Here is an 8,754-nt window from a genome sequence, read left to right as displayed (position 1 = left end):
CCACAGGCGGGCCAGCCGGGCGACCGCCTGGTTGGCCAGCGGGTCGGACGACCCGGCCGCGGCGAGCACCAGCGCGTCGAGCTCGCGGACCCGTGCGGCGCGCAGCGCCTCCCGCAGCCGGTCGTCGAGCACCTCGAGGAACCGGGCCTCCAGTCCGAGGACATCGGTCGCCCGGATCCGCAGGCCGGGGTGCCGCGTGGTCGCCTCGGCGATCACCTCGGGCACGTCCACGCGGGCGTGGAACGCCTCCACCAGCAACAGCGGCACCACGACGATCTCTTCGTAGCCGGCCTTGACCAGCCGGTCGACGACGGTGTGGAAGTTCGGCTTCGCGAGGTCGAGGAACGCTCGCTCGATGCGCAGGTCGGGGCGCATCGCCTTGGTCTCCTCGACCAGGGCCGTGACAGTCGCGGCGGAGCGAGGGTCACGGCTGCCGTGGGCGAGCGCGATCAGAGCCGGAGCGGCCATCAGGACTTTCTCCTCTCGTCGGTCAGACGGGTCATCAGTGGATCCCGCATTCGGTCTTCCCGGTGCCTGCCCAGCGTCCGCTGCGCGGGTCCTCGCCGGGAGCGACGCGACGGGTGCATGGCGCGCAGCCGATCGACGGGTAGCCGTCGTAGACCAGCGGGTTGACCAGTACGCCGTTCTCGGCGATGTAGCGATCGACCTGCTCGTCACTCCACCGCGCCATGGGGGAGACCTTCACCTTCTGCTTCTTGGCATCCCAGCCGATCACCGGCGCGATGACCCGGTTGTGGGTCTCGGCGCGACGCAGGCCGGTGGCCCAGGCGTCGTACCCGCTGAGCGACTCGGCGAGGGGCTTCACCTTGCGCAGGGCGCAGCACAGGTCGGGGTCCCTCTTGTAGAGGTCCTTGCCGTGCTCGGCGTCCTGCTCGGCCACGCTCTGGATGGGCGTGATCGTGATCAGGTTGACGTCGAGGGTCGCCGCGACGGCGTCGCGGGTCCCGATCGTCTCGACGAAGTGGTAGCCGGTGTCGAGGAAGACGACGTCGATCCCGGGCACCACCTTGGCGGCGAGGTGGGCGAGGACCGCGTCACCCATCGAGGAGGTCACGCAGAAGCGGTCGCCGAACGTCGCGGCGGCCCACTCGATGATGACCTCGGCCGGTGCCAGCTCGAGCTCGGCGCCCCAGTGGGACACGATCTCGCGCAGCTCCTCCGGCGAGCGGCCGTCGGTGTGGGTGCCGCGGAAGCTCCGCGCGGACGCGGTGGCGGGGGCGGTCATGCAGCACCTCCTTGCGGGATCATCCCCAGCAGCTGGACGGTGAACGCGCGCCGGCAGGCGCGGCACTCCCAACCGGTGGGCTCGTGCGGCCACAGGTCGGTCTCGCTGCAGAACGGGCAGTGGTAGGGGACAGCGCGCCCCGAGCCCGGCTCCTCGTCGGACATCAGACGCTCTCCAGCCCCTGCGGCTCGAGCGTCTTCTCGCCGCGAAGCAGCTCCTCGTCGGCCCGGTGGACCCACTCGCCGAACGCCTCGCCGTCGTTGCGGTCGACCAGGTAGTTGCTCACCACGCTGGTGATGTAGTCGTCGAGCCCGGCGCTGGTGACCTTGTGGGCGCGCAGCTTGCGGCCGAAGTTGGCGCGCAGGCCGGTGGCGCCACCGAGGTGCACCTGGAAGCCCTCGACCTGGTTGCCCTCGGCGTCGGTCACCAGCTGGCCCTTGAGGCCGAAGTCGGCGACCTGCGTGCGGGCGCACGCGTTGGGGCAGCCGTTCACGTTGACCGTGATCGGGGTGTCGAGATCGGGGAACCGCCTCTCCAGCTCGGCGATCAGTCTGCGGGCGCGCTCCTTGGTGTCGACGATCGCCAGCTTGCAGAACTCGATGCCGGTGCAGGCCATGGTGTTCTGGCGCCAGTTGGAGGGGCGGGCGGTGAGCCCGATCTCGTCCAGGCCGGCGAGGAGTCCGTCCAGCTTGTCGCCGTCCACGCCGATCAGCACGAGCTTCTGGTACGCCGTGAGGCGGGCGCCGGTGACGTCGTACTCGTCCATCAGGTCGGCCAGCTGGACCAGCAGCGTCCCGGACACGCGACCGACGGTGGGGGCCACGCCGACGTAGTACCGGCCGTCCTTCTGCGGGTGGACGCCGACGTGGTCGCGGTGGGCGATCGGCGTCTCCGGCGAGGGGTTGGAGACGAGCTCCGTGCCGAGGTACTCCTTCTCGAGGACCTCGCGGAACTTCTCGACGCCCCAGTCGGCGACCAGGAACTTCAGCCGGGCCCGCGAGCGCAGCCGGCGGTAGCCGTAGTCACGGAAGATGCCGGCGACGCCGGCCCACACGTCGGGGACCGCGTCGAGCGGGACCCACACGCCGAGCTTCTGTGCGAACATCGGGTTGGTCGACAAGCCGCCGCCGACCCACACGTCGAAGCCGGGGCCGTGCTCGGGGTGCACGGTGCCGACGAACGAGACGTCGTTGGTCTCGGGGGAGACGTCGTGGCTCGGGTGACCGGTGAGCGCGGTCTTGAACTTCCGCGGCAGGTTGGAGAAGTCCTTGTCACCGATGTAGCGGCGCTCGATCTCCTGCAGGGCGGTCGTGCCGTCGATGATCTCGTCCGCGGCGATCCCGGCGACGGGCGAGCCCAGGAACGGGCGGGGCGAGTCGCCGCAGGCCTCGGTCGAGTGGAGGCCGACGGCCTCGAGGCGCTCCCAGATCGCCGGCACGCTCTCGATGTCGATCCAGTGGTATTGGATGTTCTGCCGGTCGGTGACGTCGGCGGTGTCGCGGGCGAAGTCGACGCCGATCGAGCCCAGGGCGCGCACGGCGTCGGCCGACAGCAGCTTGCCGTCGGAGCGGACCCGCATCATGAAGTAGCGGTCGTCCAGCTCCTCCTCCTCCAGGGAGCCGGTCTTGCCGCCGTCGATGCCGGGCTTGCGCTGCGTGTAGAGGCCCATCCAGCGGAACCGGCCACGCAGGTCCGCCGGGTCGATCGAGTCGAAGCCCCGCTTGGAGTAGGTGTAGAGAATGCGGTCCCGCACGTTCAGCGGGTCGTCGTCCTTCTTGGACTGCTCGTTCTTGTTGAGCGGCTCGGTGTAGCCGAATGCCCACTGGCCCTCCGCACGACGAGGCCGGGGAACCTCGGTGAACTGGGGCGGCTGGGGCTTGAAGCGCAGATCGGGCATGCGGGGATGAGGTCCTTCGCTGAAGGGCGCGCGTGGTGCGCAGCTCGAGGGAGACGGTCGGCGTGGATCAGCGGGGCCAACACATCATGCTGCGCGTGCGCCCGAAGTCCACGTGGCGTCGAACCACGAGGTGCGCATGGGTGGCAGCAGTGACCATGTCAATGAGTCTCATCCCTCGGACGTCGGGCGACCAAATCCCGATCTCATGATCTGGACGCAAGTCTCATGATACGGGACAGGGTTGAGCGAGCCAGGCGGTCCGAGGCGTGCCCTGCGACGCACGTCACACGGGGGTCGGCACTAGTCTGGGCCCATGAGCGACAACACCGCGCAGGTTCCCAACAGTGAGCTGGTCAGCAGCGCCTACCGCCAGGCGCTGGAGGTGATCTCGACCGTCGAGCCTCGGATCGCCGAGGCCACCCGACAGGAGCTGGCCGACCAGCGCGCGTCGCTCAAGCTGATCGCCAGCGAGAACTACGCCTCGCCCGCTGTGCTCCTCACCATGGGCACCTGGTTCAGCGACAAGTACGCCGAGGGCACGGTCGGTCACCGCTTCTACGCGGGCTGCCAGAACGTCGACACCGTCGAGGCCCTCGCCGCCGAGCATGCCCGGGAGCTGTTCGGCGCGCCGTACGCCTATGCGCAGCCGCACTCCGGCATCGACGCGAACCTCGTGGCCTTCTGGTCGATCCTGGCCCACCGGGTGGAGACCCCGGCGCTCGAGCAGCTCGGCGCGAAGAACGTCAGCGAGCTCTCGGAGGCGGACTGGGAGAAGCTCCGCGGCGATCTCGGCAACCAGCGCCTGCTCGGCATGAGCCTGGACGCCGGCGGTCACCTGACCCACGGCTTCCGCCCCAACATCAGCGGCAAGATGTTCCACCAGCAGCAGTACGGCACCGACCCGGAGACCGGCCTGCTCGACTACGACGCCCTGCGCGCGAAGGCCAAGGAGTTCAAGCCGCTCATCATCGTGGCCGGCTACTCCGCCTACCCGCGCCGGGTGAACTTCGCGAAGATGCGCGAGATCGCCGACGAGGTCGGCGCCACGTTGATGGTCGACATGGCGCACTTCGCCGGCCTGGTCGCAGGCAAGGTGTTCACCGGCGACGAGAACCCGGTGCCCTTCGCGCACGTGACCACCACGACCACCCACAAGTCGCTGCGCGGCCCGCGTGGCGGCCTGGTGCTCGCCCAGGAGGAGTACGCCTCCTCGGTCGACCGCGGCTGCCCGATGGTCCTCGGCGGTCCGCTCTCGCACGTGATGGCCGCCAAGGCGGTCGCCCTCGCCGAGGCGCGCACTCCCGAGTTCAAGACCTACGCCCACGCCGTCGCCGACAACGCCAAGTCGCTCGCCGAAGGCCTGATGCGCCGTGGCGCCAAGCTGGTCACGGACGGCACGGACAACCACTTGGTGCTGATCGACGTCACGTCGTTCGGCCTCACCGGCCGCCAGGCCGAGTCGGCGCTGCTCGACGCGGGCGTGGTCACCAACCGCAACTCGGTCCCGTCCGACCCGAACGGCGCCTGGTACACCTCCGGCATCCGGATCGGCACGCCGGCGCTCACCACGCGGGGGTTCGGTGCCGACGAGTTCGACGCGGTGGCGGAGCTGATGGTCCACGTCCTGCAGAACACCCAGCCGGGCACGACCAAGGCGGGCGGCCCGTCCAAGGCGACCTACCAGCTCGCCGACGGCGTCGCCGACAAGGTCAAGGACGCCTCGGCGGAGCTGCTCGACAAGCACCCCCTGTACCCGGGTCTGAACCTGGCCTGAGACCCGGCCCGACAGTCACTTCCAGCGGTACTCCACCTCGGGCCGGCCGCTGCCGCCGTAGCGCGGGGTCCGGTCGACCGAGCCGGCGTCCGCGAGGTGCTCCAGGTAACGCCGCGCGGTGACCCGGGAGGAGCCGACCGTCGCGGCGACCTCGGAGGCCGACAGTCCGCGGTCGGTGCTCCGCAGCGCCGCGACGACCTGGTCGAGCGTCTCGCGGGACATCCCCTTGGGCAGGGGTGCGCTGCTTCCCCGGGAGCGGAGCGTGCCGAGCATGCGGTCCACCTCGGTCTGCGCGACGTCCCCGGTCGTCGCGGCGAGCTCGGCGCGGTACGCGGCGTACTGGTCGAGCTTGTCGCGGAACATCGAGAACGTGAACGGCTTCAGCAGGTAGAGCACGACGCCCTGGGCGACGGCCGCCCGGACCACGTCGACGTCGCGGGCGGAGGTGACCGCGATGACGTCGCACAGCACGCCGGCCGAGCGCAGCTTCTGGAGCAGGCCGAGCCCGTGCCCGTCGGGCAGGTGCAGGTCGAGCAGCAGCAGGTCGACCGCCGGGTCCGACTTGAGGTGCCGGGCGGCCTCGCCGGCGGAGCGGACGACCCCCGCCAGCGCGAACCCCGGCACCCGGTCGACGTACTCGGCGTGCGCGCGGGCGGCGTGCTCCTCGTCCTCGACGACGAGAACCCGCACGGTCACGAGCGGCCTCCGATCTCCACGGACAGCTCGGCGCCGCCCAGGTCCGAGGGTGCCACGACGAGCGACCCTCCGTGCCGGCGCGCGATCTGTGCGACCAGTGCGAGTCCCAGCCCGCGTCCGGAGTCGGCCTTGGTCGACCAGCCGCGCTCCAGTACGCGGTCGACCTCCTCGGGCGGGATGCCGGGCCCGCTGTCGCCGACGCTGATCGCCAGGTACCCCGAGCTGCCGGCCACCCGCACCCGGATCCGTCGCTCGGCACGCTCGCTGACCGCGTCCAGCGCGTTGTCGACCAGGTTGCCGACGACCGTGAGCAGCTCCCGCGGCTCCAGCGGCAGGCCGTCGGAGTGCAGTACGCCCTCGATCTCGAGGCTGATCCCGCGCTCGGCCGCCTCGGCGGTCTTCCCCAGCAGCAGCGCGGCCAGCACCGGCTCCTGCACCGAGGTGGTGAGCCGGTCGGTCAGCAGCTGCGCGACCTGCAGCTCCTCGGTGGCGAAGTCCACCGCCTCCTCCGCCCTGCCCATCTCGATGAGGGAGACCACGGCGTGCAGCCGGTTCGCGGCCTCGTGGTTCTGGGCACGCAGCGAGTCGGTCAGGCCGCGGACGAGGTCGAGCTCGCCGGTGACCGACTGCAGCTCGGTGCGGTCGCGCAGCGTGACCACGGCACCCACCGTCTCGCCCTGCCACATGGCCGGGGAGGAGGACACCACGAGGACGTGGTCGCCGGCCACGTAGAGGTCGTCGGCGCCGGCCACCTCGTCGGCCGCCGCGTGGGTGAGGGCCGGCGGCAGGCCGAGCTCGTGCACGGACTTGCCGACCACGTCGTCGGGAAGTCCCAGCAGGCGCCGCGCCTCGTCGTTCGCCAGCTGCACGCGGTCGTCCCGGTCGAGCAGGAGCAGGCCCTCCCGTACGGCATGGAGCACCGCCTCGTAGTACTCGTACATCCGGGTGATCTCTCGCTCCCCGAGGCCGTGGGTCTGCCGCCGCAGGCGGCGGCTGACCAGCCACGCTCCCACCACGCCCACGCCCAGGATCCCCAGCGCCGACAGGGTGATGGGCAGCAGGCTGCCGCGCATGTGGTCCCCGATCCGCTCCAGCGTGATGCCCACCGCGACCAGCGCCACCACCTCTCCGGCGTCGAGGACGGGGACCACCGCCCGGAGCGAGGGGCCGAGGGTGCCGGTGTACTGCTGCGTGAACACCCGGCCCTCGGGCGCGCCGCCCACATCGCCGATGAACTTCTCACCGATCCGGTCGGGGTCGGGGTGGGTGTAGCGGATCCGGTCGAGGCTCATCACCACCACGAAGTCGACGCCGGTGTCGGTGCGCACCCGCTCGGCGAAGGGTTGCAGCGTCGCCGTGGGGTCGGTACGACGAAGCGCGGCCGCGACGGTGGGGGAGTCGGCCACGGAGCGGGCCACGGCGACCGCCTGGTCACGGGCCGCGTCGCGGCTGTCCCGGCGGGCGTCGTACGCGGCGAGGCCGAGGGCGGACCCGACGAGGAGCAGCACGAGCAGCAGCTGCAGCAGGAGGATCTGCCGGGCCACCGGGCTGTCGCGTGCAGTGCGCCGCATGGCGTCATCCTGCCGCACCGAGCGATCCGCGAACTCTGTGAACAGAACAGTGACGCCGGTCACAACGGCCCCGAGCCTTGAGGCAACCGGGAGAGGCCCGGACCGTTCTTGGTGGAGGAATCCATGAGTCACACCCAGCAACCGGCGCGGCGCCGGGACCGCACCCACTACCTCTACATCGGCGTCGTCGTCGCGGTGGGTCTCGGCATCCTCGTCGGGATCGTCGCCCCGGCGCTCGCCGTCGAGCTGAAGCCGCTGGGCCAGGGGTTCGTCGGGCTGATCAAGATGATGATCCAGCCGGTGATCTTCTGCACGATCGTGCTCGGTGTCGGATCCGTGCGGAACGCGGCCCGGGTCGGGAAGGTCGGTGGCCTCGCGCTCGGCTACTTCCTCACGATGTCCACGGTGGCGCTCGCCATCGGCCTGGTGGTCGGCAACCTGCTCAACCCCGGAGGCGGGTTCACCATCGACGCCAGCACGGCCAGCGCCGGCGCCGAGCAGGCCGCGGGTGGCCACGGCAGCACCTCGGAGTTCCTCCTCGGGATCATCCCGACCTCGCTGCTGTCGGCCGTCACCAGCGGTGAGGTCCTGCAGACCCTGCTCGTCGCGCTGCTCGTGGGCTTCGCGCTGCAGGCGATGGGGAGTCAGGGTGAGCCGGTGCTCCGCGGTGTCGGGCACATCCAGCGCCTGGTGTTCCGGGTCCTCGCGATGGTGATGTGGCTGGCGCCGGTCGGCGCCTTCGGCGCCATCGCAGCCGTCGTCGGCGAGACCGGCGTGGACGCGCTGAAGAGCCTGGCCGTCCTGATGATCGGGTTCTACATCACCTGCTTCCTCTTCGTCTTCGTCATCCTCGGGGTCCTGCTCAAGGTGGCCACCGGGATCAACCTGCTGTCCCTGTTCCGCTACCTCGGCCGGGAGTTCCTGCTGATCCTGTCGACCTCGTCCTCGGAGTCCGCGCTGCCGAGGCTGATCGCGAAGATGGAGCACGCCGGTGTGGACAAGCCGACCGTGGGCGTCGTCGTGCCGACCGGCTACTCCTTCAACCTCGACGGCACCGCGATCTACCTGACGATGGCGTCCCTGTTCATCGCCAGCGCGATGGGCAACCCGCTGTCGATCAGCGAGCAGATCTCCCTGCTCCTGTTCATGATGATCGCCTCGAAGGGCGCCGCCGGCGTCACCGGCGCCGGCATGGCGACCCTCGCCGGCGGCCTGAGCTCGCACCGGCCGGACCTGGTCGACGGCGTCGGCCTCATCGTCGGCATCGACCGGTTCATGTCCGAGGCCCGGGCGCTGACGAACTTCGCCGGCAACGCGGTGGCGACGGTCCTGATCGGCCGTTGGACCGGGGGCGTGGACCGGGCGCAGATGCAGCGCGTCCTCGCCGGGGAGGACCCGTTCGACGAGACCACCATGCTCGACGACGACGACCTCGCCGCGGGCGAGGAGGCGACCGGCCAGCAGGACCTGGAGGTGCTCGCCGAGGCGCGGCGCGAGCCCCAGCCGGTCTGACCGGAGCTCCCGGACCGATCACAGGCCCGGACGCAGTCGCAACCCGACTGCGTCCGGG

8 protein-coding genes are annotated in these 8,754 nt (G+C 70.8%); 2 read left to right on the top strand and 6 right to left on the bottom strand.

Annotated elements, in window-relative coordinates; genetic code table 11:
• From E7Z54_RS03610 to E7Z54_RS03600, 4 genes are all read right to left on the bottom strand, one after another.
• Positions 1-468: sirohydrochlorin chelatase (locus E7Z54_RS03610; protein ID WP_276606199.1), on the bottom strand; the 468-nt coding region annotated here is incomplete at its 3' end.
• A 34-nt stretch (positions 469-502) separates the two neighbouring features.
• Positions 503-1,246: a phosphoadenylyl-sulfate reductase gene (locus E7Z54_RS03605; RefSeq protein ID WP_136431638.1), complete on the bottom strand. Its 744-nt coding sequence runs from the start codon at positions 1,244-1,246 to the stop codon at positions 503-505.
• On the bottom strand, positions 1,243-1,410 hold the full coding sequence (locus E7Z54_RS22895; protein WP_168798145.1) for a hypothetical protein: 168 nt from the start codon (positions 1,408-1,410) through the stop codon (positions 1,243-1,245). The genes E7Z54_RS03605 and E7Z54_RS22895 overlap by 4 nt, the downstream gene beginning before the upstream one ends.
• Positions 1,410-3,143: a nitrite/sulfite reductase gene (locus E7Z54_RS03600; RefSeq protein WP_136431637.1), complete on the bottom strand. Its 1,734-nt coding sequence runs from the start codon at positions 3,141-3,143 to the stop codon at positions 1,410-1,412. Before E7Z54_RS03600 ends, E7Z54_RS22895 begins: the two co-directional genes overlap by 1 nt.
• Before the next feature lie 313 nt (positions 3,144-3,456).
• On the opposite strand from E7Z54_RS03600, the gene E7Z54_RS03595 reads away from it, so the two are divergent.
• Positions 3,457-4,917 carry a glycine hydroxymethyltransferase gene (locus E7Z54_RS03595; protein ID WP_136431636.1) on the top strand — a complete coding sequence of 487 codons (1,461 nt, stop codon included), beginning with the start codon at positions 3,457-3,459 and terminating at the stop codon, positions 4,915-4,917.
• Positions 4,918-4,932: 15 nt separating this feature from the next.
• On the opposite strand, the gene E7Z54_RS03590 is transcribed toward E7Z54_RS03595, so the two are convergent.
• Together E7Z54_RS03590 and E7Z54_RS03585 are read right to left on the bottom strand one after the other, a co-directional pair.
• Positions 4,933-5,613, bottom strand: a complete 681-nt coding sequence (locus tag E7Z54_RS03590; protein ID WP_136431635.1) for a response regulator — start codon at positions 5,611-5,613, stop codon at positions 4,933-4,935.
• Positions 5,610-7,184: an ATP-binding protein gene (locus E7Z54_RS03585; RefSeq protein WP_136431634.1), complete on the bottom strand. Its 1,575-nt coding sequence runs from the start codon at positions 7,182-7,184 to the stop codon at positions 5,610-5,612. The genes E7Z54_RS03590 and E7Z54_RS03585 overlap by 4 nt, the downstream gene beginning before the upstream one ends.
• A 123-nt stretch (positions 7,185-7,307) precedes the next feature.
• Here E7Z54_RS03585 and E7Z54_RS03580 point away from each other — a divergent pair, with 123 nt between their 5' ends.
• Positions 7,308-8,696, top strand: a complete 1,389-nt coding sequence (locus E7Z54_RS03580) for a cation:dicarboxylate symporter family transporter (protein ID WP_136431633.1) — start codon at positions 7,308-7,310, stop codon at positions 8,694-8,696.
• Positions 8,697-8,754 lie beyond the last annotated feature (58 nt).

Source organism: Nocardioides sp. (genome assembly GCF_004803405.1).
GTDB lineage: Bacteria > Actinomycetota > Actinomycetes > Propionibacteriales > Nocardioidaceae > Nocardioides > Nocardioides vastitatis.
This window is presented reverse-complemented; position numbering and strand designations above follow the sequence as displayed.